This is a genomic window from Micromonospora andamanensis (assembly GCF_016863495.1).
Taxonomy (GTDB): Bacteria; Actinomycetota; Actinomycetes; order Mycobacteriales; family Micromonosporaceae; genus Micromonospora; species Micromonospora andamanensis.
The window spans coordinates 307,254-333,897 of the sequence record NZ_BOOZ01000002.1 but is presented as its reverse complement, the minus strand read 5'-3'; the positions used below and the strand labels follow the sequence as shown (position 1 = coordinate 333,897).

At 71.8% G+C, this 26,644-nt stretch carries 23 protein-coding genes; 12 read left to right on the top strand and 11 right to left on the bottom strand.

Translation table 11 applies throughout. The features are described 5' to 3' along the window. Positions 1-79: 79 nt before the first annotated feature. From Van01_RS02150 to Van01_RS02130, 5 genes are all read left to right on the top strand, one after another. Positions 80-661, top strand: a complete 582-nt coding sequence (locus Van01_RS02150) for a PadR family transcriptional regulator (RefSeq protein WP_099847106.1) — start codon at positions 80-82, stop codon at positions 659-661. Next, positions 658-1,476 (top strand): ABC transporter ATP-binding protein, encoded by an 819-nt coding sequence (locus Van01_RS02145; protein ID WP_239098813.1) that lies wholly within the window; start codon positions 658-660, stop codon positions 1,474-1,476. Before Van01_RS02150 ends, Van01_RS02145 begins: the two co-directional genes overlap by 4 nt. Then, the gene (locus Van01_RS02140; protein ID WP_239098812.1) at positions 1,473-4,193 is read left to right on the top strand and encodes an ABC transporter permease; all 2,721 of its coding nucleotides are present in this window, start codon (positions 1,473-1,475) and stop codon (positions 4,191-4,193) included. Before Van01_RS02145 ends, Van01_RS02140 begins: the two co-directional genes overlap by 4 nt. A 28-nt stretch (positions 4,194-4,221) precedes the next feature. Next, positions 4,222-4,698: a nitroreductase family deazaflavin-dependent oxidoreductase gene (locus tag Van01_RS02135; RefSeq protein ID WP_099847108.1), complete on the top strand. Its 477-nt coding sequence runs from the start codon at positions 4,222-4,224 to the stop codon at positions 4,696-4,698. A 107-nt stretch (positions 4,699-4,805) separates the two neighbouring features. Continuing rightward, the gene (locus Van01_RS02130; protein WP_373306198.1) at positions 4,806-5,525 is read left to right on the top strand and encodes a nucleotidyltransferase domain-containing protein; all 720 of its coding nucleotides are present in this window, start codon (positions 4,806-4,808) and stop codon (positions 5,523-5,525) included. Between the two features lies 1 nt (position 5,526). Here the strand turns inward: Van01_RS02130 and Van01_RS02125 are convergent, their stop codons facing one another. Beyond that, entirely contained in the window at positions 5,527-6,243 is a 717-nt protein-coding gene (locus tag Van01_RS02125) for a VIT1/CCC1 transporter family protein (protein WP_203998624.1), read from the bottom strand. Next, entirely contained in the window at positions 6,240-7,097 is an 858-nt protein-coding gene (map, locus tag Van01_RS02120) for a type I methionyl aminopeptidase (protein ID WP_203998621.1), read from the bottom strand. Before map ends, Van01_RS02125 begins: the two co-directional genes overlap by 4 nt. 94 nt (positions 7,098-7,191) lie before the next feature. Between map and Van01_RS02115 the strand changes: the two genes are divergently transcribed. Continuing rightward, positions 7,192-7,506 (top strand): STAS domain-containing protein, encoded by a 315-nt coding sequence (locus tag Van01_RS02115; protein WP_203998618.1) that lies wholly within the window; start codon positions 7,192-7,194, stop codon positions 7,504-7,506. A 51-nt stretch (positions 7,507-7,557) separates the two neighbouring features. On the opposite strand, the gene Van01_RS02110 is transcribed toward Van01_RS02115, so the two are convergent. From Van01_RS02110 to Van01_RS02090, 5 genes are all read right to left on the bottom strand, one after another. Further along, the gene (locus tag Van01_RS02110; protein WP_203998615.1) at positions 7,558-11,262 is read right to left on the bottom strand and encodes a SpoIIE family protein phosphatase; all 3,705 of its coding nucleotides are present in this window, start codon (positions 11,260-11,262) and stop codon (positions 7,558-7,560) included. A gap of 174 nt (positions 11,263-11,436) precedes the next feature. Next, complete coding sequence (locus Van01_RS02105) at positions 11,437-12,204, bottom strand: 3-oxoacyl-ACP reductase (protein WP_203998612.1); 768 nt, start codon at positions 12,202-12,204, stop codon at positions 11,437-11,439. 2 nt (positions 12,205-12,206) lie between these two features. Further along, on the bottom strand, positions 12,207-13,562 hold the full coding sequence (locus tag Van01_RS02100) for an aldehyde dehydrogenase family protein (protein ID WP_203998609.1): 1,356 nt from the start codon (positions 13,560-13,562) through the stop codon (positions 12,207-12,209). A gap of 129 nt (positions 13,563-13,691) precedes the next feature. Continuing rightward, positions 13,692-15,056 (bottom strand): glutamine synthetase family protein, encoded by a 1,365-nt coding sequence (locus Van01_RS02095; RefSeq protein ID WP_203998606.1) that lies wholly within the window; start codon positions 15,054-15,056, stop codon positions 13,692-13,694. A 93-nt stretch (positions 15,057-15,149) separates the two neighbouring features. Further along, positions 15,150-15,410: a YciI family protein gene (locus Van01_RS02090; RefSeq protein WP_203998602.1), complete on the bottom strand. Its 261-nt coding sequence runs from the start codon at positions 15,408-15,410 to the stop codon at positions 15,150-15,152. A gap of 59 nt (positions 15,411-15,469) precedes the next feature. Between Van01_RS02090 and Van01_RS02085 the strand changes: the two genes are divergently transcribed. The 3 genes from Van01_RS02085 to Van01_RS02075 all read left to right on the top strand — a co-directional run bounded on the left by Van01_RS02085 (position 15,470) and on the right by Van01_RS02075 (position 18,660). Then, on the top strand, positions 15,470-16,153 hold the full coding sequence (locus tag Van01_RS02085) for a Crp/Fnr family transcriptional regulator (protein WP_203998598.1): 684 nt from the start codon (positions 15,470-15,472) through the stop codon (positions 16,151-16,153). 219 nt (positions 16,154-16,372) lie between these two features. Further along, the gene (rox, locus tag Van01_RS02080) at positions 16,373-17,797 is read left to right on the top strand and encodes a rifampin monooxygenase (protein WP_203998595.1); all 1,425 of its coding nucleotides are present in this window, start codon (positions 16,373-16,375) and stop codon (positions 17,795-17,797) included. A 182-nt stretch (positions 17,798-17,979) separates the two neighbouring features. Then, entirely contained in the window at positions 17,980-18,660 is a 681-nt protein-coding gene (locus Van01_RS02075) for a DNA alkylation repair protein (RefSeq protein ID WP_203998591.1), read from the top strand. A gap of 221 nt (positions 18,661-18,881) precedes the next feature. Here the strand turns inward: Van01_RS02075 and Van01_RS02070 are convergent, their stop codons facing one another. The 4 genes from Van01_RS02070 to pcaF form a co-directional block, all read right to left on the bottom strand. Further along, complete coding sequence (locus tag Van01_RS02070; protein WP_203998588.1) at positions 18,882-19,382, bottom strand: DUF456 domain-containing protein; 501 nt, start codon at positions 19,380-19,382, stop codon at positions 18,882-18,884. 72 nt (positions 19,383-19,454) lie between these two features. Further along, positions 19,455-21,617 carry a putative bifunctional diguanylate cyclase/phosphodiesterase gene (locus Van01_RS02065; RefSeq protein WP_203998585.1) on the bottom strand — a complete coding sequence of 721 codons (2,163 nt, stop codon included), beginning with the start codon at positions 21,615-21,617 and terminating at the stop codon, positions 19,455-19,457. Positions 21,618-21,621: 4 nt separating this feature from the next. After that, a complete protein-coding gene (locus Van01_RS02060) occupies positions 21,622-22,440 on the bottom strand; it encodes an SAM-dependent methyltransferase (RefSeq protein ID WP_203998582.1) in 819 nt (272 codons plus the stop codon). A gap of 117 nt (positions 22,441-22,557) precedes the next feature. After that, positions 22,558-23,760: a 3-oxoadipyl-CoA thiolase gene (gene pcaF / locus Van01_RS02055; protein ID WP_203998579.1), complete on the bottom strand. Its 1,203-nt coding sequence runs from the start codon at positions 23,758-23,760 to the stop codon at positions 22,558-22,560. Between the two features lie 102 nt (positions 23,761-23,862). Between pcaF and Van01_RS02050 the strand changes: the two genes are divergently transcribed. From Van01_RS02050 to Van01_RS02040, 3 genes are read left to right on the top strand one after another with little or no spacing between them, the layout of a single operon-like run. Continuing rightward, entirely contained in the window at positions 23,863-24,828 is a 966-nt protein-coding gene (locus tag Van01_RS02050) for a glutathione S-transferase family protein (RefSeq protein WP_203998576.1), read from the top strand. Next, on the top strand, positions 24,821-25,543 hold the full coding sequence (locus tag Van01_RS02045) for a DUF998 domain-containing protein (protein WP_239098811.1): 723 nt from the start codon (positions 24,821-24,823) through the stop codon (positions 25,541-25,543). Before Van01_RS02050 ends, Van01_RS02045 begins: the two co-directional genes overlap by 8 nt. A 28-nt stretch (positions 25,544-25,571) precedes the next feature. Then, positions 25,572-26,639: an NADH:flavin oxidoreductase/NADH oxidase gene (locus Van01_RS02040; protein ID WP_203998569.1), complete on the top strand. Its 1,068-nt coding sequence runs from the start codon at positions 25,572-25,574 to the stop codon at positions 26,637-26,639. The last annotated feature ends 5 nt before the right edge of the window (positions 26,640-26,644 follow it).

Genomic DNA, 26,644 nt, shown 5'->3' with positions numbered 1-26,644 from the left:
CGGCCTGACGCACCGGGCGTAGGCGAGCTCACTCCCGCGCCGGTTGCGGACGGCATACCAGGTATGCATACTCCGGTCCATGTCCATCCGCCACGGCCTGCTCGCCCTGCTCGAACGCGGGCAGATGTACGGCTACCAGCTCAGGGCCGCCTTCGAGGAGTCGACCGGCTCCACCTGGCCGCTGAACATCGGGCAGGTCTACACCACGCTGTCCCGGCTGGAGCGGGACGGCCTGGTGAGGTCGCTGCCGGAGAGCGAGGCCGGCCAGCGTCCGTACGAGATCACCGACGCCGGGCGGGCGGACCTGGCCCTGTGGTTCGCCACCCCGATCAGCCGTACCGACCGCCCCCGGGACGAGCTGGCGATCAAGCTGGCGCTGGCGTTGACCACCCCCGGCGTGGACGTCCGCTCGGTGGTGCAGACGCAACGGACCGCCACCATGCGCACGTTGCAGGAGTTGACCCGGTTGAAGTACTCCAGCGACAGCCCGGCGGATCTGCCGTGGCGGCTGGTGCTGGACGCCATGGTGTTCCAGGCCGAGGCCGAGGTGCGCTGGCTCGACCACTGCGAGAGCAGCCTGGTGCGGCACCGCCCCCCGGTCGCCGGCCCAGCGCCCCTCTCCGAGGCGGTGGGCCACAGTGGTGAGGAGGCGCGACGGTGAGCACCGCCGGCGGGCGGATGCCGGCCGCCCCCGATCCACGAGCGGCGTCCGATGCCGCGGCGACCGCCGACCCGGCAGCCCACGGTCCGCCCGGCGACGCCGTGCTGGACCTGCGTGACGTACATCGCACGCACGGCAGCGGCCCGGCCGCGGTACACGCCCTGCGCGGGGTGAGCCTGGCCGTACGCCCCGGCGAACTGGTCGCCGTGATGGGCCCCTCCGGCTCCGGCAAGTCCACCCTGCTCACCCTGGCCGGCGGGTTGGACAGCCCGACCGCCGGTGAGGTGCACGTCGAGGGGCAGCCGCTGCATGCCCTGGACCGGCGCGGGCTGGCCCGGCTGCGCCGCCGCCGCATCGGCTACATCTTCCAGAACCTGAACCTCATCGGCAGCCTGACCGCGGCGGAGAACGTCGCCCTCCCCCTCGAACTGGACGGCTCCGGGGTACGCGCGGCCCGTCGGCTGGCGCTCGACGCGTTGACCGAGGTGGGTCTGTCCGAGCTGGGTGACCGGTTCCCCGACCAGCTCTCCGGTGGTCAGCAGCAGCGCGTCGCCATCGCGCGGGCGCTTGTCGGGCAGCGGCGGCTGGTGTTGGCCGACGAGCCGACCGGGGCGCTGGACTCACAGACCGGCGAGGCGGTGCTGCGGCTGCTGCGCCGCCGGGTGGACGCCGGGGCGGCCGGGGTGCTGGTGACCCACGAGGCGCGCCACGCCGCTTGGGCGGACCGGGTCGTCTTCCTGCGCGACGGTGTGGCTGTCGACTCGACAACCCCGCTCGCCGGCGTGGAGGCCCTGCTCAGCGGCAGCGGCCGGTGAGCTGGCGAACACCCCGGCTGACCAGCGGCGCCCGGCTGGCCGAGCTGCTCGGCTCGTGGCGGGCCGCGCTGCGCATCGCCAGACGTGAGGCGAAGCGGGCCCGTGGCCGGACCACGCTGGTGCTGGCGATGATCATCCTGCCGGTGCTGGCGTTGAGCTTCATCGCGGTGAGCGTGGACATGGCCCGGCTGACTCCGGCCGAGCGGATGGACCGCCGACTCGGCAGCGCCGACGCGGAACTGCAGGTGGTGGGCCGCACGCCTGTGGAACAGAACGCCGACGGCACTGGCTGGACCTCCGGGAGCGAGGACCGGCCGCTCACCGCGCCGGTCACCGCGGATCACGTCGCCGCGCTGCTCCCCGAGGGCAGCCGGGTGCTGCCGATACGTCGCTGGGTACCGTTCAGCGCCTGGCAGGACGGCCGCTTCCGGGACGACGTCGCCGCGACCGCGATCGACCTGACCGACCCCCTCGGGCACGGCTTCGCCCGGATCCACCGGGGCCGGGTGCCGGCCAACGCCGACGAGATCGCGGTGAACCTGGCCGCCCGCCGCAGCCTCGGTGTCGACCTCGGGGACCGGGTCGCCGCCGGGGACGGCACCCGCACCTGGACGGTCGTCGGCGTCGCCGAACTACCCGAGCAACTGACCCCGATGGTCGTCCTGCATCCCGCCGGGGCACCTGCGCAGACCCACCCCGATGAGGTGTTCCTGGTCGACCTGCCCGGCCCGATCACCGACGACATCTTCCGGCACCTCAACCGCAACGGCATCGTGGTCGCCGCCCGGACGCCCGCGCCGCCCGGAGTACGGCTCCAGCACCTCGACCCGCCGGACGGCGGGATGACGTTGGAGGAGGTCAGCACCGGCGTACTTGTCGGCGGGCTCGGCCTGCTCGAGGTGGTGCTGCTGGTCGGGCCGGCGTTCGCCGTCGGGGTCCGCCGCCGGCGGCGGGAACTGGCCCTGGTGGCGGTGGCCGGTGGTGACGCCGCCCACCTGCGCCGGGTGGTGCTCGCCGACGGCGTGGTGCTGGGCGGGGTCGGTGCGGTGACCGGGATCGCGCTCGGGGTGGCCGCCGCCTTCGCCGGGCGGCCCCTTGTCGAACAGTTCATCTTCCAGCAGCGGTTCGGCGGCTACCGTGTCTGGCCTGCGGCACTTGTCGTGATCGCGCTTGTCGCGGTGCTGGCCGGGGTGCTGGCCGCTCTGGCACCGGCGTGGACGGCCGCCCGGCAGGACGTGGTGGCCGGACTCGCCGGACGGCGTTCCCCGCCCGTGCACCGCCGCCGGTGGCTGACCATCGGCATCGCGCTGGCCGCCGGCGGGACCGTGGTGGCCGCGATCGGTGCGGTCGTCACCTCGCAGGCGGTGATCCTCGCCGGGCTGGTCCTGGGCGAACTGGGGCTGGTGTTCGCCACCCCGACACTTGTGGGACTGCTGGCCCGACTCGGCCGGTTCCTCCCGCTGGCACCCCGGATCGCGGTACGCGACGCCAGCCGCAACCGTGCCTCGGCCGCACCAGCGATCTCCGCCGTGATGGCGGCCGTCGCCGGCAGTGTCGCCCTCGGTCTCTTCCTGGCCAGCGAAGAGGCCCGGGGCGACCAGCAGAACCGGGCACTGCTTCCGGAACACACGGTGCTGGCGACCACCAGTGGGGATCCCATCTCGGACCGCCCGCCAACCCTCGACGAGATCAGCGGCCCGGCCCGGGAACTGCTCGGCGCCGGCACGATCGCCCCGCTGAAGTCCGCCGGGTGCTCGCCCGACTTCTACGCCTGCACGGTCACCGCGACCATTCCGCCCGAGCGGGCCTGCCCCTGGCAGCCGTACGAGCCGCTCAGTGCGGCCGACCAACTGGAGGCCCGCGCCGACCCCCGCTGCCAGCACGCCGACGACACCCCGCACGGCCCGTACCTTCGGGTCGCCGTGGACGACGGCACCGCGCTGCGGCTGCTGACCGGCGTAGCCCCGGCCGACGCCGCAGCCGCCACCGCGACGCTGCGGTCCGGTGGCGCCGTGGTCACCGACGCCCGCCTCGTGCGGGACGACCGGCTGGATCTCCGGGTCGACCACGGCAGCGAGACACGGCCGGCGGACACCGCCACGGTGCCCGGGCACGCGGTGCACACCGGGCTCGGCGAGCACTGGCTGCTGCTCTCCCCCACCGCCGCCGACCGCCTCGGGCTCACGACCCGGCAGATCGGCTGGGCACTTGACGTCACGCGGCCTCCGGACGGGCAGCGACAGGACGAACTCGACGCCGCGCTCCGCTCCCTGGGAATCGCGCTGGAGCGGAACCAGGACTACGACGATGACACCCGCCCGCTGCTGCTGTTGCTGGCGGCGGTCTCCGCGGTGGTCACCGTCGGCGCCGCCGGCATCGCCACCGGTCTGGCCGCCGCCGAGGGACGGGCCGACCTGTCCACCCTCGCCGCGGTCGGTGCGGGCCCGGGCGTACGCCGGTTGCTGTCGCTCTGCCAGGCCGGTCTGATCGCGGTGCTCGGCTCCACGCTGGGCATCGTCGCCGGCCTCGCCTCGGCCCTGATCGTGCTGACCTTCACCAACCAGCGCTACGCCGACCGCTGGCCGATCGAACCGCCCTACCCGCTGGTGATGCCCTGGCTCACCCTCGGCGTGCTGGTCGCGGTACCACTTGTGGCGATGCTCGGCGCGGCGCTGTTCACCCGCTCCCGGCTACCTGTGGAACGCCGCCTGGACTGACCGGCACCCGGCACCCCAGACTGTGCGGATGTCCGTTCTGGGAAGCCTCACCCGCCGGGTCGGTCGGCACCGCTGGTTCGGTGCCACCATCCGGCTGCTGGTACCTGTCGACCGGGCCGTCGGACGACTGACCCGGGGACGGGTGGTCGCCCTCGGGCTCGTACCGTCCCTGGTGATCACCACAACCGGCCGCAGGTCCGGTCTACCGCGCAGCAACCCGCTGCTCTACGTGCCCGACGGGGACTGTTACGTGGTGGTCGGCTCGAACTGGGGCCAGGCTCATCAGCCGGCGTGGTCGCTGAACCTGCTCGCCGAACCGAGAGCCGAGGTGGACGTCAAGGGACGTCGGATCCCGGTTCGCGCCGAGGTGGCCACGGGCGCCGAACGCGACCGACTGTGGCGGCTCCTGGTCGACGAGTGGCCGGCCTACGAAACGTACGTGGAGCGAGCCGGCGGCCGGGAGATCCGGATCTTCCGCCTGGTGCCCGACGAACCACGAACATGATCTGACATCACGCTGAGCGTCCCGGGCCGGCGCAGGGCTTAGGGTGTGCGGTGACCGGGACGTCGCTGTCGGCGACGGTGTGGGTGCGCGATCGCGGGGTGGTCGACGTGGACGGTGTTCAGGAACACCGGGACGATCCCCGGTGGGACGTGGCCGAGCGGGTCGCCGTGGCCATCCGGCGGCGCTTTCCGGCCGACGTGCTCGCGGTCGCGGTCCACGGTCCGTTGGCCCACGGCGACGATGACGGCGGTGGCGACGGCGAGGTGGGGCTGCTGGTGGCCACCTACCGGCCGGGCACCGGACCACCGCCGGCGACCCGCCGGGTGGACGGCGTGCTCGTCGACCTGACAGTGGTCGCCGCCGAGGAGCGGCTGCGTCAGGCCCGGCAGCTGACCAGCCGGTGGCCGCTGACCGCCGACCGGTACGTGACCACGCGGGCGCTGCACGACCCGACCGGATGGTTGGCCACGCTGCGCGACGAGCACCTCGGCCGGCTGGCCCGGGCCCGCCCGGCCGAGTTCACCTCGGCCGCCCGCAGGGCGTGGTACCGGGGCAGCGCCGCACATGCCCGGGCCGCCCGACTGGCCGAGTGGTACGAGACGGACCAGGCTCTGCTGATGCTCGGCGAGGCCCGGCTCGGCGCGGCCACGGTCAGCGGGCTGCTCAGCCGTACCTACTTCCGGGATCCGGGCGACGCGGTGCGGCGGACCGGGCTGGCCGGCGCGGACATGACCGAGGTGGGTGCCGTGCTGGCCCGCCAGTCGGCGGAACTCACCGCCCGGGGCCGCCCCGTCGACGGCACCATCGACGACCTGCTCGACGGCTGACTCAGCCGAGGCCGCCCTGCACCCCGATGAGCGTGCCGATCAGGTATGTCGCCACCGCGGCGGCGGCGCCGAGCAGCAATTGGCGCAACCCGCCCGACCACCACCGGCGGTTGGTGAACCGGGAGACGACGGCACCGGCGACGAAGAGCCCGAGCCCGCCGATCGCCAGGGCCAGCACCAGGCTTGTCGCCCCGAACAGGTACGGCAGCAGCGGCACCAGCGCCCCGACGGAGAAGCAGAGGAACGACGAGAGCGCCGCCTTCCACGGATCGGGTTGTTCGTCCGGGTTGACGCCCAGTTCCTCCTGCACGTGCATCCGCAGCGCCTGCTCCGGTTGGCTGCGTACCGCCTCGGCGACCTGGATGGCGAGGTCCTCCGGCAGGCCCCGCGCGACCCACATGTCGGCGAGTTCCCGGGCCTCGGCCTCCGGGTGACGCTCCAGTTCCTGTCGCTCCTTGGCCACCTCGGCGGCGATCTGCTCGTTGGCGGACCGCACGCTCGTGTATTCACCGAGCGCCATCGAGATGGCGCCGGCGACCAGGCCGGCGGTGCCGGTGAGCACGATGGTGTGGGGCGAGACGCCACCGCCACCCACCCCGGCGATCAGGGCGATGTTGGTGACCAGGCCGTCCATCGCACCGAACACAGCCGGGCGCAGCCAGCCGCCGGACACGTCGGCGTGGTGGTGCTCGCGCAGCGCCGCCGGGGTCTCGGTCATGGCAGCGTCAGGATCTCGTGGCCGTCCTCGGTCACCAGCACTGTGTGCTCGAACTGGGCGGTCCACTTCCGGTCCTTGGTGACCACCGTCCAGCCGTCGTCCCAGAGGTCGTACTGGTAGGTGCCGAGCGTGATCATCGGCTCGATGGTGAAGGTCATTCCCGGCTCCATCACGTCGGTGGGGCGCGGACTGTCGTAGTGCGGTACGTAGAGCCCGCTGTGGAACGCCTCGCCGATGCCGTGCCCGGTGAAGTCGCGGACGACGCCGTAGCCGAAACGCTTCGCGTACGACTCGATGACCCGGCCGATCACGTTGATCTGCCGACCCGGGGCGACCGCCCGGATCCCCCGCATCATCGCCTCGTGGGTCCGCTCGACGAGCAGTCGGTTCTCCTCGCTGACCTCGCCGACGCAGAACGTCGCGTCCGTGTCGCCGTGCACCCCACCGATGTACGCGGTGACGTCGACGTTGATGATGTCGCCGTCGGCGAGCGTTGTCGTGTCGGGGATGCCGTGGCAGATCACCTCGTTGAGGCTGGTGCAGCAGGACTTCGGGAAGCCCCGGTAGCCAAGCGTCGACGGGTAGGCGCCGTTGTCGATGAGGAAGTCGTGCACCACCTGGTCGATCTCGTCAGTGGTCACGCCGGGTTTGCAGTGCTCCCCCGCCAACTGCACCGCCTGGGCAGCGATCCGGCCCGCCAGTCGCATCTTCTCGATGGTCTCCGGCGTCTGGACGTGCGACCCCTGCCAGGGTCGGGGGGCCTTCTTGCCGACGTACTCCGGCCGGGTGATGTGGGCGGGTACCGGCCGCCACGGGGAGAGCGTGCCGGGGGTCAGCGGCGCACGGACGGTCATGACACAAGCCTATCGCCGCCCCCGTAGTGACCCCCACCACCGGCCGCTGCGAGCGGTTGTTGCCCTGCCACAAGCACTGTGTCAAGGTGTCTGCGTGGATCAAGGGGGCGCACCTCCCATTTTCTCCGCCAGCGCGGAGACCAATGGTGATCATCTGAGCGTGGTGGTCACCGGCGAGGTCGACATGGCCACCGCCGACACCATGCTCCAGACCGTGCTCGGTGAGCCGGCCGGCCGGGTGACCCTCGACCTGCGGGCGGTCACCTTCTTCGACTCGGCGGCCATCCATGCGGTGGTCCGGCTCGCCGGCCATTACCCGGACACGTTGACGGTGCTGCCGTCCCGGCAGGTCAGTCGGGTACTGGAGATCGCCGGCCTGGGCAGTCAACCCTGGCTCCATCCGGCCTGATCCGCGCCTGTCGCGTCCGGCGCCGGCCGGCTCGGACCGACCGGCGCCCGACTACGCGCTCAGCTCCCGGCGCAGGGTGACCCGCGTCCCCTGCGGGGTGTGCTCGACCGAAAGATCCCCGAGTGCCCGGATCAGCGACAGCCCACGACCCCGGAAGCCCGAACCTGTCGACTCGCGCCACCGTCCGCTGTCGCACACCGTCGCCACCACGGTGCGGTCCTCCACCCGCACCTCGACCTCGACCACCGGCTCCACCGGGTCGACCGGGTGTTCGATGGCGTTCGCCGCCGCCTCGGAGACCGCCACGGTCAGGTCGAACAGGTCCGTCTCGCCCACCCGGTGCGCGACGAGGAAGTCCTCCAGCCGCTTGCGCAGCACGCTCAGCCGGGTCGGGTCGGCGGGCAGCCGCAGCTCGAAGCGGTTGAGTTCGACCGCCTCCAGGGCGAGAACCGCCACGTCGTCCCGTCGGAGCCGGCCGGCGACCCGCGCCACCACCGCGTCGATCAGGTCGGCCACGTGCTCACCCGACCGGGCCGCGTCGGCACGCAGCAGGGCCAGCGAGTCGTCGATGCCGACCTCCCGGTCCTCGATCAGGCCGTCGGTGTAGAGCAGCAACCGATCTCCGGCCCGCAGCTCGCCCGAGACGGTCTCGTACTCGGTGCCGGCGATGGCGCCGACCGGCGGCCCGAGCGCCCGGCCGTGCAGGAACGCGACGTCGTCTCCCCGGATCACCAGGGGCGACGGGTGCCCGGCGCTGGCGTAGCGCAGCCGACCCGTGCGGGGACTGAACCACAGGCAGAAGACAGTCGCGAACGAGCGTGACTCGGTGGAGCCCACCAGCCGGTTCAGCCGGGTCAGCGACTCGCCGGGGTCGAAGCCCTCCAGCACGTACGCGCGCAGCGCGTTGCGTAGCTGGCCCATGGCCGCCGCCGCCGGCACCCCCTTGCCGACCACGTCGCCGATGACAAGCACGAGTTCGTCGTCGTCCCGGGCCACCACGTCGTACCAGTCGCCGCCCACCTCGACGTCCGCGCTACCCGGCAGGTAACGGCTGGCCACCACGGCTCCGGGCAACTGGGGCAGGGTGCGAGGCAGCAGGCTGTGCTGGAGGGTGGTGGCGATCCGGTGCTCGACCTCGTAGAGCTGGGCGTTCTCCATGCGCACCCCGACCAGGCGGGCGAGCTGCGTCAACGCGGCCTCGTCGGCGTCGGCGCTCTCGGCGGCCGGATGCCACACCCGCAGCTCACCGAGCGGCTGGTCGGCCACCCCGGTCAACGGCAGGACGAACGACGGCTCGACGCTGCTGGCCCCACCGGCGTCGGCCTCGTAGCGCGCCCCACCGGCGGAGACCACCACCCGGACAGCTTCGGCGAGACTCAACGCGTGGCGGGCGGCGACCTGGAGCACGTCGGCGGTGGAGCGGGCGGTGTTGACCGCGACCGCGGCGTCCGCGAGCGCCCGCAGCCGCCGGATGATCTGGTTGCGCAGTTGACCGAGGGCCATGTTGGCGCGGACCCGGGCGATCAGCTCCTGCCCGGAGAAGGGTTTGGTGAGGTAGTCGTCGGCACCCACCGACAACCCGGCGACCTCCTCGGCCGAACCGGCGCGGGCGGAGAGCAGCACGATCGGCACGTACCGGGTACGCGGGTCCGCGCGCAGCGCGGCGACCAGCCCGAAGCCGTCCAGACGCGGCATCATCACGTCGGTCAGCACCAGGTCGAACGCCTCCTCGGTGGCCAGCCGCAGCGCCTCCACCCCATCGGCGGCGGTACTCACCTCCCAGGTGGGCACGAGCAGTCGGTTGACGTGTTCGCGCAGATCAGGGTTGTCGTCGACGACAAGGACGCGGCCGGCGGGCGCGGCGGTGGGGAGCTGCGGCACGGACTCCGTCGGGGAGTCGACGCCCGGCATGGTCGGGGCGTCCGTCGGGTGGGACACGGCCGCGACCGGGCCGGCGGTCCACTGCGCGGTCTCGGCGACGAAGAACGGCGCCTGCCGCGGCTCCCGCACTGTGTGATCGGTGTCGGCCACCCGTTCGGCCGGCAGGTGCGCGGCACCGAACGGGATGGTGACCACGAAGGTGCTGCCGGCGTCGAGCCGGCTCGTGGCGCTGACCCGGCCGCCGTGCATCTCGACAAGCTCGCGGACCAGGGCCAGACCGATCCCGGTGCCCTCGTGGCTGCGCGAACGGACCCCCGGCACCCGGTGGAACCGCTCGAACACGTGCGGTAGCTCGCCCGCGTCGATGCCCACCCCGGTGTCGGACACCTCCAGCCGAGCCATACCGTCAACAGCACGGACCCGGATGCTGATCTCACCCTCGAAGGTGAACTTCAGAGCGTTGGAGATCAGATTGAGGACGATCTTCTCCCACATGTCCGGATCGACGAACACCGGCTCCGCCAGGGGCGGACAGTCCACCACGAACCGCAACCCGGCACGCTCGGTGGCGGAGCGGAACGTGCTGGCCACCCGCGAGGTGTAGTCGGCCAGGTCGGTGGGCTCGTAGTGGGCCACCAGCCGCCCGGACTCCAGCCGGGAGAAGTCGAGCACCGTGTTGACCAGCTTCAGCAGTCGCAACGCGTTGCGGTGCATGACCGTCAACCGCTGTGTGTAGTCCTCGCTGAGCGACGGGTCGGCGAGCAGGTCCTCCAACGGGCCCAGCACCAGGGTCAGCGGGGTGCGGAACTCGTGACTCACGTTGGCGAAGAAGTTGGTCTTGGCCAGGTCCAGGGCGGCCAGCTCCGCGGCGCGGGCCCGTTCCTGCTCGTACGCCCGCTGCTTGCCGACCGCCCGGGAGATCTGTGCGGCGACCAGCTCGAAGAACGTGCGGTAGTCCTCGGTGAGGGGCAGCCGCCGGGCCACTCCCAGCACCAGCACGCCGACCGGATCGTTCGTCGCGCTGATCGGCAGCACCATCGCCTCGTCGGCGGCATCGGCCGGCACCTGGCCGAGCAGGTCGGCGGTGGCCAGCACCTCACCGACCCCGGTCGCGGCCACCTCGATCAGCCGCGCGGGCGGATCGCCCGCGCTGGTCCCGGCGCCGCTGACCCCGGTCAGGCGCAGGAAGCCCTCGCTGTCCCGCAGGTAGAGCAGCGCGAACGGCACATCGGCCCGGTACCTGTCGAGCACCGTCGCCGCGACCTGGCCGAGTTCGTCGCTGCCGACCGGATCGGCCAGCTCCGAGCCGAGTTCGGCAAGTACGCGGAGCCGGCGTTCGCTGAGCACCCGCCCGGTGGTCTCGCTACAGATACAGAGCACCCCGCTGATCGTTCCGTCGACGTCACGGATCGGGTCGTACGAGACGTCGAAGTAGACGTCCTCCACGAAGCCGTGCCGGTTGAGCAGAAAGTGACGGTCCGGGGCCTGGTACGACTCACCGCCGCGCAGCACCCCGGTCAGCAACGGCCCCAACACGTCCCACGTCTCCGTCCAGTGGTCCCGGGCGGGTTCGCCAAGCACTGCCGGATGCTTGTCACCGATCGTGGGTCGGTACGCGTCGTTGTAGAAGGCGCGCAGGTCCTCGCCCCAGAACATGGCGATCTGCGCCTTGGAGGCGAGCATCGTGCTGATGGCGTTGCCCAGTGAGGTGGGCCAGCGCTCCGGGGGACCGAGCGGGTTGGCCGACCAGTCACGATCGCGCAGCAGCGCCCCCATCTCTCCGCCACCCGCGAATGCCGCCGCGAGCAGCGGAGACATTCCCTCTTCCGCAGCGGACGGCTGACCACCGTCCACGCCCCCCTGGGCCGAGTTCATGCAGCCTCCCCGGCCGTGTCCGCACCGCGCCCGATCATTGAATGCCCTGACCCGCCTTCTACCCAGAGGGATCAGCAACGTAACGCATACGACTGATCAGACGCTGTTCAGCTCCGGACGAGCACAGGTGTCCACTCGGCTGACCGCTGTTGCCCACCCTCCGGGTAAGCGAGATCACAGGGGGGTGACGTACGCGCCGGTGATGCCGCCGTCGACCACGAACTGCGCGGCGGTCATGAACGAGGCGTCATCGCTGGCCAGGAAGGCCACCGCGGCGGCGATCTCGGTCGGTTCACCGAACCGTCCCATCGGCACGTGCACCAGCCGACGGGCGGCCCGTTCCGGATCGGCCGCGAACAGCTCCCGCAGCAGCGGCGTGGCCACCGGCCCCGGGCAGAGGGCGTTGACCCGGATGCCCTCCCGGGCGAACTGCACGCCCAGTTCCCGGGTGAGCGCCAACACCCCGCCCTTGCTCGCGGTGTATGCGATCTGGGACGTCGCCGCGCCCATCAGCGCCACGAACGAGGCGGTGTTGATGATCGAGCCCCGGCCCTGCCTGCGCATGTGCGGGATGACGTGCTTGCAGCAGAGGTAGACGCTCGTGGTGTTGACCCGCAACACCCGTTCCCAGGCATCCAGCCCGGTCTCCAGGATGGAGTCGTCGTCCGGCGGAGAGATCCCGGCGTTGTTGAACGCGATGTCCACCCGCCCGTACCGCTCGACCACCCCGTCGAAGAGGTCGCGTACCGCCGGCTCGTCGGCCACGTCGGCCGCGACGAAACTCCCACCGACCTCGTCGGCCGCCCGCTGTCCGGCCTCGGCGTCGACGTCGACGCAGACCACCCGGGCACCCTCGGCGGCGAACCGTCGCACGGTGGCCAGTCCGATACCGCTGGCCGCCCCGGTCACCACTGCCACCCGGTCCTGCAACCGTCCCTGCATGCTCACTCCTCGGTGCTGACGAAGACGTTCTTCACGTCGGTGAACGCGTGCAGGGCGTCGGGCCCCAACTCCCGGCCCAGGCCGGAGCGCTTCATCCCGCCGAACGGCGTCCAGTACCGCACCGAGGAGTGCGAGTTGACGCTCAGGTTGCCGGCTTCCACGGCCCGGGCCATCCGCAGCGCCCGGCCCACGTCGCGGGTCCAGATCGAGCCGGAGAGACCGTACTCGGTGTCGTTCGCCAACCGGACGGCGTCATCCTCGTCGTCGAACGGGAGCACCGAGACGACCGGACCGAAGATCTCCTCCCGCCAGTGACGGTCCCCGGGTGAGTCGGCGAGCAGCACTGTCGGGGGGTACCAGTATCCGGAGCCGTCGGGCCGCGAGCCGGTGAACGCCACCCGGGAGCCGTCGACGTACCCGGCGACCCGGTCCCGCTGCCCGGCCGAGATCAGCGGTCCCATCTCGGTGCTCTCGTCGGCCGGGTCACCGACCCGGAAGGCGCGTACCGCCGGTTCGAGAAGTTCCAGGAAGCGGTCGTACACCGAACGCTGCACCAGCAGCCGGGACCGGGCGCAGCAGTCCTGGCCGGCATTGTCGAAGACGGCGTACGGCGCGCCCGCGGCGGCGCGGTCCAGGTCGGCGTCGGCGAAGACGATGTTCGCAGACTTGCCGCCCAGTTCCAGGGTCAACCGCTTCACCTGGCGGGCACAGCCGGCCATGATCCGGGTGCCGACCTCGGTCGAGCCGGTGAAGCAGATCTTGCGGACGGCCGGGTGGCTGACGAATCGTTCACCGACCACCTCGCCCCGCCCGGGCAGTACGGTGAACACCCCCTCGGGCAGACCCGCCTGGTCCGCCAACTCGGCCAGCCGCATCGCTGTCAACGGGGTCAACTCGGCAGGCTTGAGCACCACCGTGTTGCCGGCGGCGAGCGCGGGGGCGAAACCCCAGGCGGCGATGGGCATGGGAAAGTTCCACGGAACGATCACCCCGACCACGCCGAGCGGTTCGTGGAAGGTGACGTCCAGTCCGCCGGGCACCGGGATCTGCCGCCCGGTGAGTCGCTCCGGCGCACCCGCGTAGTAGTCGAGCACGTCCCGGACGTTGCCCGCCTCCCACCGCGCGTTTCCGATGGTGTGCCCCGCGTTGGCGACCTCCAGCCGCGCCAACTCCTCCAGGTGCTCGTCCACCACCGCCGCGAAGCGCCGCAACAACCGCCCGCGCTCCCCCGCACTGACCCCCCGCCACCGCTCGAACGCCGTGGCGGCCCGCCCCACCGCCCAGTCCACGTCCCCGACGGAGCTCTCCCCAACCTCCCGCAAAACCACCCCACGAGCCGGATCCCATACCTCACCCACCCACCCTCACCCCACCCACTCTTCGCCGATCATGCAGTTGTGGCACGGGAGAAAAGCCGCTTACTGCCGTCTTCGGGCGCCACAACTGCATGATCGCGGTGGGCCGGGCCGGGGCCGGAGAACTGGGGGTCAGAGGCGTTCGAAGCCACGGGTCAGTTCCCAGTCGGTGACGGCGGCGTCGAAGGCGGCCAGCTCGACGCGGGCCATGTTGGCGTAGTGGGCGACCACCTCCTCGCCGAAGGCGTCGCGGGCCACCGTCGAGCCTTCCCAGAGGGTGAGGGCGTCGCGGAGGGTGCCGGGGACGCGTTCGGCGCTCGCGTCGTCGTACGCGTTGCCGGCGCACTCCTGGCCGAGTTCCAACTCGTTCTCGATGCCGTGCAGCGCGCCCGCCACCAGGGCCGCGATGGCCAGGTACGGGTTGACGTCGGCGCCCGGCACCCGGTTCTCCACCCGCATCCCCTGCCCGTGCCCCACCACCCGCAGCGCGCAGGTGCGGTTGTCCGTGCCCCACCGCAGTGCGGTAGGGGCGAACGAGCCCGGCTGGTAACGCTTGTACGAGTTGATGTTCGGCGCGAAGAGCAGGCTCAGCTCCCGCATGGTGGCGAGCAGCCCGGCGAGCACCCGCTGCCCGGTCGGGCTCAGGTGCGCCGGCCCGTCACCCAGCATCGCCGAGCCGCCGGAGGCGTCCCGCAGCGAGAAGTGGATGTGGCAGGAGTTGCCCTCCCGCTCGTTCGGCTTCGCCATGAAGGTGATCGACATGCCCTCCTGGGCGGCGATCTCCTTCGCCCCGTTCTTGTAGATCACGTGATGGTCGGCGCAGGCCACCGCCTCGTCGTAACGGAAGGCGATCTCGTGCTGGCCGAGGTTGCACTCCCCCTTCGCGCTCTCCGGAACCAGACCCGCGCCGGCCATCTCGGTACGGATCCGCCGCAGCAGTGGCTCCACCCGGGCGGTACCGAGCAGGGAATAGTCCACGTTGTACTGGTTGGCCGGGGTCAGCTCCCGGTAGCCGCGCCGCCACGCCTGCTCGTACGAGTCACGGAACAGCACGAACTCAAGCTCGGTGCCGGCGTACGCGGTCAGCCCGTACGCGGCCAGCCGGTCCAACTGCCGGCGCAGGATCTGCCGCGGCGAGGCGATCACCGGGCCGGCACCGTCAAGCCACTCCAGGTCGGCCAGGAGCAGGGCGGTGCCGGGCTGCCAGGGCACCCGGCGCAGGGTGTCGAAGTCCGGCTTCATCGCGAAGTCGCCGTAGCCGCGTTCCCAGCTCGACATGGCGTACCCGTCGACGGTGTTCATGTCGACGTCGACGGCGAGCAGATAGTTGCACCCCTCGCTGCCGTGCGCGACGACCTGGTCGAGGAAGTACGGGGCGTGGAACCGCTTGCCCTGCAACCGGCCCTGCATGTCGACAAGGGCCAGCACCACCGTGTCGATCTCGCCCTCGGCGACGGCGACCCGCAACTGTTCGAGCGTGAGCGGTGGTTTCCTCATCCGCCAGCCTCCATCACCAAGGTCTACCGGCCAAGCCGATCACCGTCAACAGGACGCTCCGCCGGTACCCTCATCCGCTCCCCCGGCAAACCGTCAGGGACCGACGACGGGTCGCCATCCGCGCACCGCCACGACGCGCACACCGGCGGTGGTGAAGTAGGGATCCGCGGCCATCAGCCGATCGACCTCCGCCCGGTCGCCGGTGAAGACAAGCATCGCTCCGGAGTCGCCGTCCCAGGGGCCGGCGACAAGCAGCGCGCCCTGCTCGTGCAACGCCCGTAGCCGGTCCCGGTGCGCCGGACGGGCCACCAGCCGGGCAGGCTCGTCGGTGAAGGAGAGTTCCACGCAGATCATGGCTGGGAGGGTAAGGAGCCGGCGGTCGTACGGCTGTATCCCGCGATACGCTCCGCGAGATGGACCGGGTGGAACTGGCGGCGGTGCCGCTGTTCTCGATGCTCGACGAGGCACGCCTGGCGTGGCTCGGCACCGAGTGTCCGCCCCGCGACCTGGCCCGGGGCGCCACCGCCGCACGCGTCGGCGAGCCGGCCCGGCACCTCGTCGTGCTGATCCGCGGGACGCTCTCCGCCGGCTACGACACCAGCCACGGCGCACGGGTCCGATTCGCGACGGTGACCGGCCCGTGCGTGATCGACAAGGCAGCCGTGTTCGGCGGCGGATCGCACACGGCGACCTGGACCGCGTCGACCGCCTGCCGGATCCGCCTGCTGCCGGCGGACCTCCTACGAGATCTCATCGACCAGGTGCCGGCGCTCCGCGACCACGTCCTACGCCACCTGTCCGACCAGGTGCACCGCGACCGCCGGGCCCAGGTCCGCCGCGCCGCGCCGGAGCCCGTCGCGCGGATCGCCGCCTGGGTCGCCGAATCGATGCGTACGCAGGGCACCCGGATCACCCTGCCGGGGGCGCAGCAGGGGCTCGGCGAGGAGATCGGTCTGTCCCGGGTGACAGTCAACCGTGCGCTCCAGGTACTCGTCGGCGCGGGCGCCATCCGCGTCGAGCCCGGCACCATCGTCGTGCTGGACCCGACCCGCCTCACCGCCGCTCGGGACGCCGCGCCGGGACGCGATCGGGGCTGAGCTGGGCTCGGCGCACCGCGGCCAGCAGCCCACACAAGACAGAAGGCAGGAAGAAGGATCTCCCTGCCACTCCTAACGTATATCGCGTCTGGGGTCTTGCCGCAAGACCCGGGTGATGCCGCAGAATCTGCGGCCGGGGCCAGGACCTGCGGAAACAGAGATCCGCACGGCACGCGCCGGACCGCGCGGCAGCTGGCCGAACACCAGTTGGGGGTACGGATGTTCGACGTGATCATCGCCGGGGGTGGGCCGACCGGTCTGCTGCTGGCCGGCGAGTTGCGGCTGCACGGGGTACGCACTCTGGTGCTGGAGAAGGAGACCGAGCCGACCTCGTTCGTCCGCGCGCTCGGTTTGCACGTACGCAGCGTCGAGCTGCTGGACCAGCGCGGCCTGTTGGACCGGTTCCTCGCGCTCGGCCAGCGGCACCCGGTCGGCGGCTTCTTCGCCGCCGTGGACAAGCCCGCACCGGACCGGCTGGACACCGCCCACCCCTACGTGCTGGGCATCCCGCAGCCGGTCACCGATCGGCTGCTGGCCGAGCGGGCCGCCGAGGTCGGCGCGGAGATCCGGCGCGGCTGCGAGCTGGTCGGGCTGAGCCAGGACGAGCACGGGGTGACAGTCGAACTGGCGGACGGCAGTCGGTTGGCCGGCCGCTACCTGGTCGGCTGCGACGGCGGCCGCAGCACCGTACGCAAGCTGCTCGGGGTGGCTTTCCCCGGCGAGCCGAGCCGGGTCGAGACGCTGCTGGGTGAGATGGAGGTGGGCGTACCGCCGGAGACGGTGGCCGCCGTGGTGGCCGAGGTCCGCAGGACCCAGAAGCGGTTCGGGCTCGGGCCCCTCGGCGACGGCGGGTACCGGGTCGTCGTGCCCGCCGACGGGCTGGCCGCCGACCGCTCGGTCCCGCCGACCCTTGCGGAGTTCACACAACAGCTGCGGGCGCACGCGGGCACCGACTTCGGTGTGCACTCACCGCGCTGGCTGTCCCGCTTCGGCGACGCCACCCGGCTGGTCGAGCGGTACCGGACCGGCCGGGTGCTGCTGGCCGGTGACGCGGCCCACATCCACCCGCCGACCGGTGGGCAGGGCCTCAACCTCGGCCTCCAGGACGCGTTCAACCTCGGCTGGAAGCTGGCCGCCGAGGTGGCCGGCTGGGCGCCGGACGGGCTGCTGGACAGCTACCACGCCGAACGGCACCCGGTCGCCGACGACGTGCTGAACAACACCCGCGCACAGATGGAACTGCTCGCCACCGAGCCGGGCCCCCTGGCGGTACGCCGACTGGTGGCGGAACTCATGGACTTCGAGGAGGTGAACAGGTACCTGGTCGAGAAGGTCACCGCGATCGGGGTCCGCTACGACTTCGGCCCGGGACATGACCTGCTCGGTCGCCGGATGCGGGACGTACGGCTCACGCGTGGCCGTCTCTACGAGCTGACGCACGCCGGGCGCGGTCTGCTGCTCGACCAGACCGGCAAACTCTCGGTCGACGGCTGGGCGGACCGGGTCGACCAGGTCGTCGACGTCAGCCAGGAGTTGGACGTACCCGCTGTGCTGCTGCGACCGGACGGTCACGTGGCCTGGGTCGGCGACGACCAGCAGGATCTGCTCACCCGGTTGTCCCGGTGGTTCGGCTCCGCCACCTGATCGCGTCGCGTGCCCCGGATGAACCGACAATCTCAACCTATGCTGCCCGGGAACCAGCGACGACGACACCGCCGCGACCGTCGCCTTCGCGGTACAACACTTCTCCCCGCAGACCGACCACACCCACTGACGACCGGATGTGCCCGCGGCGCGAGTGATCCACGTGAGAGGCAGGAGGCTGGATGACCGAACCGACAGTGGCCGAGGTGATGACCGAACTGGCCACGTATGAGGACCCGAAGACGCGCGAGGTGAACGAGAAACACGGTGACGATCACGGTGTGAAACTCAGCCTGCTGCGCGCGCTCGCGAAACGCCTCAAGACGCAACAGGAACTCGCCCGGGAGCTCTGGAAGACGGGGGACACCGCAGCGAGACTGCTGGCTGTCCTGATCTGCCGCCCCAAGGCGTTCCCGCGTGACGAGTTGGACGTCATGTTGCGCGAGGCGCGCACCCCCAAGGTGCAGGACTGGCTCGTGAACTACGTGGTGAAGAACAGCCCGCACGCCGAGGCGTTGCGCCTGGCCTGGTCCGCCGATCCGGATCCAGCTGTCGCGAGTGCCGGCTGGGCACTGACCACCGAACGCGTGGCGAAGAACGCCCAGGGCCTCAGCCTCGCCGGACTGCTCGACGTCATCGAGGCGGAGATGAAAGCTGCCCCGGACCGGCTGCAGTGGGCGATGAACCACTGCCTCGCTCAGATCGGGATCGAGCATGCCGAGCACCGCGACCGCGCCCTTGACATAGGTGAGCGTCTCGAAGTCCTCAAGAACTACCCGACGCCCCCGAACTGCACGTCCCCGTACGCCCCGATCTGGATCACCGAGATGGTGCGCCGACGGCACGACGCAGCCGGACGGTGACCCGACCGCCGGCCGCGCAATTGCGTTGCCGACCGGGCCGGCGTAGCCCATCCTTAGGCGTGTGACCAGGCCCGATCGCGACGGGCCGACCACCGGGCCCTCGGAACGGCCCGGCCGCCGCGGCGGCGCGGGGAAGCGTCACCTCTCTCTCGGGTACGGCGTCACGCCCTGCCCTGACTCCGCCCCCGCGCCGCTTCGGTCAGCACCAGCGCCCAGCTCGGTCAGGCCATCACCAGACCGGCCACCCAGAGGGCGCCGATCACCATGCCGGAGAGGAACTCCACGAGCATCGACAGCCCGGCGGCGGCCACCGCCTGCTTCGTCGCCGGCCAGGCCAGCCGGGTGTCTCCCAGCCGCAGCCGCTCCATCACGAAGATGCCGCCGACGAAGCCGATGACCAGCCCGACCACCGGGATGACGAAGAAGCCGACCAGGCCGAGCACCGCACCGGCCAGCAGCGACGTGGTGGGCACCCCGGCCCGCTTGAGGTTACGACCGGGCCAGGCGTACTTGACCACGGTGCCGGCGACGGCGACGAGCGTCGCGGCGGCGAGTACCAGCCACCGGCCGGCTCCGGCGTCGCCGAACAGGGCCCACACCAGGACGCCGCCCCAGCACAACGGCAACGCCGGCAGACCGGGCACCACCACCCCGGCCAGCCCGGCCAGGATGGCGAGCGCGGCGACGACCGACACCACAGCTCCGGTCTCCGTCAGCCCCACGTCGACTCTCCATCCGCTCGGTCCGACCCTGATGCGCTAGCCGTGTCTGTACCCGGAAACGTCACGTTCTGATCATGACGGCCGGTCGCCACGCAAGCGGGCCACCACCGTCTCAGCCGGACCCGGCGGGGCGAACAACCGCCCCTGCGCGGTGTCGCACCGCAACGCCCGCAGCCGCTCCGCCTGCGCCTCGGTCTCCACCGCCTCCGCGGTGACCCACAGCTCCAACGCGTGGGCCAGCCGCACCAGCGCGTCGACGATGCGTTCGTCGCGGTGATCGGCGTCGGCCGGCTCGGTGCCCCGGATCCCCTCGACGAACGGGCCGGCCAGCTTCAGGCAGGTGATCGGCAACCGGCGCAGGTACGCCAGATTCGAGTACCCGGTGCCGAAGTCGTCCACGGCCAGCCGTACGCCGAGCGCGGCGAGCCGGTGCAGCGTCCGCAACGGCTCCCCCGCGGACCCCATCACCGCACTCTCGGTCAGCTCCAGTTGCAGCAGTTCGGCCGGCAGTCCGCTGCTGGCCAGCGCGTCGGCCACGGTGTCGACGATCGCCGGTCGGTCGGCCTGGCGGGCGGCCAGGTTGACGCTCACCACCAGCCTGGCGTCGGGAAATTCGGTGTGCCACAGCTGGGCGTCGCGGCACGCCTGCCGCAGCACCCACTCGCCGAGCCGGACGATCAGACCGGTCTCCTCGGCGAGCCCGATGAACCGGTCCGGGCCGATCAGCCCCAGGTGCGGGTGCTGCCAGCGGACGAGCGCCTCGACGGCCAGCATGCGACCGTCGAGCAGGGACACGATCGGCTGGTAGTGCAGCACGAACTCGCCCCGGTCCAGGGCCACCGGCAGCCCGGCGGCCAGCGCCGACCGGGCGCTGTCCCGGGCGCTGCGTTCGGGATCGTAGACCGCCCACCTGTCACGACCCTCCGCCTTGGCCCAGTAGAGCGTGGCGTCGGCGGCCTTCATCAGCTCCACGACGCTGGTGCCGGCTACCGCCGAGTCGACGATGCCGATGCTTGCCGAGATGGCGAGTTGCTGGTCACCGACACATACCGGCGCGGAGACGGCGGCCAACGCCGACTCGGCCACGGCGATCACGTCCTCGACGGCGGCCACCCCGTCGACCAGGATGACGAACTCGTCACCACCCATCCGGGCGACCAGGTAGCCCTGTTCGGCCACGCAGTCGGCCAACCGCCGGGCGATCATCACGAGCAGCCGGTCACCGAGGGCGTGCCCGAGACTGTCGTTTATCGCCTTGAACCCGTCCAGGTCGAGGAAGCAGACACCGACCCGGCCAGGCGCGTCGGGCTGCTCCACCAGGCCGGCCAACGTGTCGAAGAACAGCGTCCGGTTGGGCAGGCCGGTGAGCGGGTCGTGCAGCGCCTGGAAACGCAGCCGCTGCTGGAGTTCGTACCGTTCGGTGATGTCCTCGACCACGGCCACGGTGAACCGGGGTCGGCCGTCGTCGTGACGGATGAGCGAGACGGCCAGGTCCGTCCAGACGGCGCTGCCGTCCTTGCGGTAGTAACGCTTCTCGACCCGGACCGCGTCGTGCTTGCCCTCGATCAGTTCCTGGTACAGCTCCCACATGCCGGCCGCGTCGTCGGCGTGGAAGAGTGACGCCACGTTCAGCTGCCGCAGTTCCTCGACGGGGTAGCCGAGCATGTCGGCGAAGGTGTGGTTGACGTCGATGATCGTCCCGTCGACCCCGGCGATGCCGATACCGATGGCGGCGCCGTCGAAGACCGCCCGGAACCGGGCCTCGCTGTCGCGCAGCGCCTGCTCGGCGTCGTCCCGCGCCTGCCACATGGCGCGGGCGATGCCCTCCTGCTGGACGAAGGTCCGCTGACGCAGCGCGCGGGCGAAGCCGGCCGCCAACGCGGCCTGCGTCGCCGCGATCCGTTCGTCGAGCCCCGGCCGCCCGGCGGCGTCGGCGAGCACCTCGGCGCGGAACCGCCCGCTGAGCGTACGCACCGACCACTCGACCACCCCCGGCTCGGCGAGGTGCGCGTCGACAAGGGACCGTCCGATCTCCTCCGCCACCCGGGCCGGCGGCTCGGCGGAGAGCAGCGCCTCCGCCAACCGGACGGTGTGCCCGAGCAGCAGCTGCTCGGTCTCGGCCGCGGTCAGCGGCACGAAGCCGAACCGGTGCACGGCCCGCGCCCAGTCGGCGGCGTACCGTCTGGCACCCGCCGGATCGACGGTGTTCCCGCCGGAGGCCCCCACGGCGGCCATGGGATCAGCCGGCAGACCGGTCATTCCGGGCGACACCACCGAAGGCACCGAAGCGCTGCCCGTCGGCGGTCGTCTCGGACGACGAATCGGGACGCCACAGCTCCATGTGCACGACGCCCGGCTCCACAATGGTCCAGTCCCCGAAGAACCCGGTGATCTCGGCCCGCGAGCGGAGCGTTATCTCGGTGGCGGTACGCGCCGACAGCCGTTGCGCGTCAAGCATCTCCTGCGGCTGATCCTCGAATGTCGAGTGCGAGATCACCAGGTGACTGCCGGGGGCGGCGGCCTCGCGCAGGGTGGCCAGGATGGCACCGGGACTGTCGGCGTCCGGGACGAAGTGCACCACCCCGGCGAGCAGGATGCCCAACGGCCGACCGAAGTCGAGCAGGTCCAGCGCACCGGCCTCGGCCAGGATCCGCTCCGGATCCCGCAGGTCGCCGTGGATGGCACTGGTCAACTCGTTGCCGGCGAGCAGTTCCCGGCTGTGTGCCACAGCCACCGGGTCGATGTCGACGTAGACCACCCGGGCCTTCGGGTTCGCGGCCTGGGCGACCTCGTGCACGTTGCCGACGGTGGGGATGCCGGAGCCGATGTCCAGGAACTGGTCGATGCCGGCGTCGAGCAGGACGCGTACGGCCCGGCGGAGGAACTCCCGTCCGGCCCGCATGGTCGCCGGCAGGTTCGGCGTCATGGCCGCGATCTGCTCGGCCAGTTGCCTGTCGATCTCAAAGTTGTGGGCACCGCCGAGAAAGTAGTCGTAGACCCGCGCCGCGCTGGGCCGGGAGAGGTCGATCTCGGCGGGAAGTCCGTCCGGCTGCTGCACTGGTTGCACCTCACGTCGTCGCCGTGGGTCGTGTGATGCTGACCACTCTAGGCGGGTCCGTCGCGCGGGGGGAGATCCACAAGGCTCTTTTCCCGATCTCCCGCCGGTGCCTGCGGATCAGACGGCCTCCAGCAGCAACGCGATGCCCTGCCCCACCCCGATGCACATGGTGGCCAGCGCCCGCCGCCCGCCACGTCGGCGCAGCTCCAGCGCGGCGGTCAGCGCGAGCCGGGCACCACTGGCACCGAGCGGGTGGCCAAGCGCGATGGCGCCCCCGTTGGGATTGACGTGCTCCGCGTCCTCGGGCAGGCCGAGCTCCCGCAGCACCGCCACGGACTGGGCCGCGAACGCCTCGTTCAACTCGATGACGTCGATGTCGGCAAGCGCCACACCACGCCTGTCAAGCAGCCGCCGGGTCGCCGGAACCGGACCGATGCCCATGACCCGGGGCGCCACACCGGCCGCCGCCGTGCCGGTCACCCGGGCCAGCGGCGTGAGGCCGTACGCCGCGACAGCCGCCTCCGAGGCGACAAGCAGGGCCACCGCGCCGTCGTTGACACCCGAGGAGTTGCCCGCGGTCACCGTGCCGCCGTCACGGAACGGGGTGGGCAGCGCGGCAAGCTTCTCCAGCGAGGTCTGCCGGGGGTGCTCGTCGACCTCGACCAGCCGGGTCTCCCGCCGCCCCGCCGGCACGGTCACCGGCACGATCTCCTCGGCCAGCCGGCCGTCGGCCTGGGCCTTGGCGGCCCGCAACTGCGAGCGGTACGCGAACTCGTCCTGCGCCGCCCGGTCCACGCCGTACTCGGCGGCCACGTTCTCCGCCGTCTCGGGCATCGAGTCGATGCCCCAGCCCCGCTCCATCAACGGGTTGACCAGCCGCCAACCGATAGTGGTGTCGTACACCTCGGCGGATCGGGAGAAGGCGGTGGTCGCCTTCGGCATGACGAACGGCGCCCGGCTCATGCTCTCCACCCCACCCGCGACGACCAGGTCCGCCTCGCCGGCGACTATCGAGCGGGCGGCGGTGGCCAGCGCGTCCAGGCCGGAGCCGCAGAGCCGGTTGACAGTGCTGCCCGGCACCTGCTCGGGCAACCCGCCGAGCAGCGCCGCCATCCGGGCCACGTTGCGGTTGTCCTCGCCGGCCTGGTTGGCGCAGCCCAGCACCACGTCGTCGGTACGCGTCCAGTCCACCGACGGATGCCGCGCGACCAGCTCGCGGATCACGTGGGCGGCCAGATCGTCGGGGCGTACGCCGGCCAGCGCGCCCGCGTACCGGCCGATCGGGGTACGGACACCTGCCACCAGATATGCCACGGTCATCGCGAGTCCTTCGGGGGTGGGAAGGGCGGAACGGTGCGTCCACGGGTCCACGGGCTCACCGACGGCCAGGATATCCCCGGTGGCTGCCGATAGGTTGGGGGCATGGCACGGGCCCAGTTCAGCGCGGAAACCAGCGGCGGCGGCGCGTTCGTCCGCCAACCCAACAGGTTCACCGGTCGGGTGACCCCGCATTCGACCGCGCCGCCGGGTGGTGGGCCGGACGAGCAGGACCGCTGGCCGCTGGAGCCGGGCCGCTACCGGCTGATCTGGTGCCGGGCCTGCCCGTGGGCGCACCGCGCGCTGATCGTGCGTAACCTGCTCGGGCTGACCGACGCCATCTCGCTGGGCACCGTCGACCCGATCCGGGACGATCGCGGCTGGCGGTTCGCCCTCGACCAGGACGGTTTCGACCCGGTGCTGGGCATCGGTTTCCTCTCCGAGGCGTACCTGGCCACCGATCCGGACTACACCGGCCGGGTGACAGTGCCGGCGCTTGTCGACACCCGTACCGGCCGGGTGGTCACAAACGACTACCCGCAACTGACCCTGGACCTGTCCACCGAGTGGCGGCAGTTGCACGCTCCCGGCGCGCCGGACCTCTACCCGGTCGAGCTGCGCCCGGAGCTGGACGCGCTGATGGCCGAGATCCACCGGGACGTCAACAACGGCGTCTACCGATGTGGCTTCGCCACCACCCAGCAGGCGTACGACGAGGCGTTCGAGGCCCTGTTCATCCGGTTGGACGCGCTGTCGGAGCGGCTGGCCGGCCGGCGTTACCTGATGGGTGACTCGATCACCGAGGCGGACGTGCGCCTGTTCACCACCCTGGTTCGCTTCGACGTGGCGTACCACGGGCACTTCAAGTGCAACAGGCAGAAACTCACCGAGATGCCGGTGCTGTGGGCGTACGCCCGGGACCTGTTCCAGACGCCCGGCCTCGGGGAGACAGTCGACTTCGACCACAACAAGCGGCACTACTACGCCACCCATGGCGAGATCAACCCGACAGGCATCGTTCCACTCGGTCCGGATCTGCTCGGCTGGACGACGCCGCACGGGCGTGGCTGAGCCGCCGGCGTCGGTCCGCCGGTCGGTGCGGCGCGGCGCCGCGCTTGTCGCCGCGCTCTGCGCCCTGGCTGGCGCGGCTGCGGTGACACTCGCCGTGGTCGCCGGCCCAGGACCGGGCCTGACCGGGTACGTGAGTGAGGCAGGTGTCGTCGACAGCGACTACGCCTGGACCTACCGGATCGGAGTGTTCGCCCTGGCCGGGGCGCTGCTGCTGCTCGCCGTCGCGCTACGGGTCGGTGCGCCGCGCTGCGGCGACGCGGCCCTTCGGGTCGCCGTGACGCTACTCGTGGCGGCGAGTCTGTGCACGGTCCTGTCCGGAGCGGTGACGTGCAGCGCGGGCTGCCCACTGCCGCCGTTCGAACGGGCCACCGTGGCGGATCTGGTGCACGGTGCGGCAAGTGTCGCCGCGACGGCGGCTGTGGTCTTCGCGATGCTGGCGGTCGCCTTCTCGCCGGTGGCGCGCCGCCGGCTGCGGCGCACGGGCGTCGTCGCGGCAGCGGTGTCGCTGCCACTCGCGGGCGCTGTCGGTCTGGCGATGCTCCTGGTCGGCCGGAGTCCGCTGGTCGGGGTGCTGGAGCGGCTGCTGCTGACGGTTGCCGTCGGCTGGGCCCTGGCCACCGCCGGAGCGTTGGCGGTACGCGACCCCACAACGGTGGCGGCGCAGGACCACCGGACACCGACCGTGCGCGAGCCCACAGCTCGCCGTCGGCGCTGAGGTCGCGCAACCGGGAGAGGATGGCCCAATGAGTTCGTTGTTCACGCCGCTGACGCTGCGGACGGTCACCCTGCCCAACCGGATCGCGCTGGCACCGATGTGCCAGTACAGCGCCGGTCCCGACGGCCTGCCCACCGACTGGCACCTGGTGCATCTCGGCACCCGGGCGATCGGTGGCGCGGGCCTGGTGATGACCGAGGCGACCGCCGTGCTGCCGGAGGGCCGGATCAGCCCGCAGGACACCGGGTTGTGGTCCGGCCGCCATGTCGACGCCTGGCGGCCGGTGACCAGGATGGTGGCCGCGCACGGCGCGGTGCCCGTGGTGCAGCTCGCGCATGCCGGGTTCAAGGCGTCGACGTACCGGCCGTGGGAGCCGCGCCAGGGTGGCGTGCCGGACGCCGAGGGCGGCTGGACTCCGGTCGGCCCCACCGGTGAACCGTTCGTGCCGGAGTACCGGGTGCCGTCGGCCCTGGACGAGACCGGGATCGCCGATGTCGTCGCGGCATTCGCCGAGTCCGCCACGCGGGCGGTGGCGGCCGGCTTCGCCGCCGTGGAGATCCACGCTGCACACGGCTATCTGCTGCACGAGTTCCTCTCCCCGCTGACAAACAATCGGGCCGACGGCTGGGGCGGTGAGCGGGCCGGGCGGATGCGGCTGACGCTGGAGGTGGCTCGGGCGGTGCGCGCCGCTGTCGGTGAGGACGTGCCGGTACTGGCCCGGATTTCGGCCACCGACTGGGTGTCGGGCGGCTGGACGGTCGAGGACAGCGTGGCCCTCGCCGCCGAACTCGCCGCCGCCGGGGTGGACCTGATCGACTGCTCCTCCGGCGGGGCGTCGCCATCCGCGAAGGTCCCGGTCGGGCGCGGCTACCAGGTGCCGCTTGCCGCTCAGGTCCGCCGCGAGGCTCAGGTGCCGACCGGCGCGGTCGGCCTGATCGTCGAACCGGAGCAGGCCGAGGCGATCATCGCCGACGGCGAGGCCGACATGGTGCTGCTCGGCCGGGAACTGCTGCGCAATCCGTACTGGCCGCACCAGGCGGCGGCCAAGCTGGGCGCCGCGCCCAACTGGCCGGCCCCGTACCTGCGGGCGGCCTGACCGGC